Source organism: Acidovorax sp. KPB24-03 (assembly GCF_057546605.1).
In genome coordinates this window covers 1-1,980 of sequence record NZ_BAAJYR010000534.1, presented here as the reverse complement: position 1 = coordinate 1,980, position 1,980 = coordinate 1, and the positions used below count along the sequence as shown (strand labels likewise).

Genomic DNA, 1,980 nt, shown 5'->3' with positions numbered 1-1,980 from the left:
ACCGTCACGCTCTCGCCGGCCGAGGCCTTGATCTCCTGGCCCATGGTGCCCTTGCCGCTCAGGGCGTACACGTTGAAGTCCAGCGCGTTGATGAGGTCGCCGAAGACGCCGAAGCTGCGGCCCGCGCGCAGGCTGTCGACCAGGCCGCCGATGCCCCCCTCCGCCTTGCTGGCCTGCCAGACGTGGTTCTTGGCGTATTCGCCAGGGTAGTAGCCGCTGCTGTTGTTGTTCGAGTCGATCTCGAAGTGCGAGTCGGAGTCGGCGATGTTCCAGATGCGGCGGCCCTCGCCCAGCAGCGCGTCCCACACCCCGCCCAGTTTCGCCACGATGGCGTCGGTGCCGCCGTAGGTGCGGTTGGCTTGGTTGGCGTCGATGTAGGCCGAGGTGTAGCCGCCGCGATCGGGTTCGAGCTGGTTGCCCACCATGCCCTCGATGGCGAACACGATCCTGGGCGCCAGGTCGTTCATCTGGCGCAGATCGGCGATCGAATACTTGCCAGGGTTGCGCGAAGGATGGTTGATCAGGGCGTAGCTCGTGTCGGGGTACTTCGCCTTCAGCCAGGCGATGGCCTTGAGCGCGTCGTCGGCCGTCTGGTTGAAGCGCTGCGGGTACTGGGCCTTCCAGCGGGCCACGTCCGCCGCGTCGAAGAGCGATTCGGCGCCCGTGGTGAACAGGTACTGGAACTCCTTGGCCCCGCTGGCGGAGGGCTTCAGGCTGCCGCTGGCCCCCTCGAAGAGGCCCACGCCGATGTGGTCGTGCGTGGGCATGTCCCACTCGAACCCCGAGAAGATCAGCTTGCCGGCGTAGTTGCCGGAGGCCTGCAGCGCCTGGATGCGCGGGATCTCATAGGCCTCCATGCCATAGGCGAAGGCCTTGGGAGCGGGCAGCAGGTTGGCCGCGTTGTCGTACTTGGACGAGCGCAGGTGGTTGGTCACCGCCATCCAGTCCAGGCGGTACGTGGTGAAGGCCTTGCCGAGCAGGAAGTCGAGCGTCTGCGTCGTGCGCGAATCGTCCGATTGCACCGTGTGGGTGTGCAGGTCGCCGGTGGTCCAGCGGCCCTGTTCGGCGGCGGGCGTGCCGTCGCCGGAGCCGCCGCAGCCCGCCAGCAGGAGGGAGGGAAGGGCCAGGGCGATGGCCAGGGGCATCCGCGCACGGCGGAAGGTGTTGGGGGCAGGGGCAGAGGGGCGGGTCATGGGTGATCTGGATTTTTTGACGCAGGGGCCGGCGGCCGGCGGATGCCGGTGGCAGCCCCGCGTTTGTAGAAATCCCGGATGAACCCGTGATGACATGGCCTGCGCAGGCGCCTTGGTGCCCGCGCGCATGCCCCGGAGTGAGGCCTTGGCGCAACAGTCGCCCCGGCCCCCCGGCCTCAGTGCGCGCCGGCCGCGGCGTCCGCGCTGCCGGCGCTGGGGCGCACCGGGTGGGCCAGCCAGACCAGCGGAATCAGCAGCAGGAACAGCACGGCCGACGCATAGAAGATGTCGTTGGCGGCCAGCATGAAGGCCTGCTGGTTCACCATGCGTTCCACCTGCGCCAGCGCCTGCTCGGGCGTGAGGCCGCCCGCCTGCAGCCCCTGCAGCGTCTGCGTGACGGCCACGCCGCCCTGCTGCAGCCCTTCGGTGAGCTGGGCATGGTGCAGCGTGGCGCGCCGCTCCCATAGCGTGGTCGAGACCGAGGTGCCGATGGCCCCGGCCGTGATGCGCATGAAGTTCGACAGCCCCGATGCCGACGGAATGCGCGCGGGTGCGATCTCCGACAGCGTGATCGTCACCAGCGGGATGAAGAAGAACGCCATGGCGATGCCCTGGATGATCGTGGGCACCATGATCGTGGTCAGGTCGGCCTGGGTGTTGAACCGCGAGCGCATCCACAGCACCAGCGCGAACACCAGGAACGCGAAGGTGGCGAAGCGCCGCGGGTCCACCTTGGCGATGTTCTTGCCCACCACGGGCGAGAGCACCAGCGCCAGCAGCCCCACCG

At 68.6% G+C, this 1,980-nt stretch carries 2 protein-coding genes; both read right to left on the bottom strand.

Features of this window, described 5'->3' with window-relative positions:
• Positions 1-1,193: S-layer protein (locus AC27KI_RS23645; RefSeq protein ID WP_487116167.1), on the bottom strand; the 1,193-nt coding region annotated here is incomplete at its 3' end.
• A 176-nt stretch (positions 1,194-1,369) separates the two neighbouring features.
• A partial coding sequence (locus tag AC27KI_RS23640; protein ID WP_487116165.1) for an efflux MFS transporter permease occupies positions 1,370-1,980 on the bottom strand: 611 nt, incomplete at its 5' end.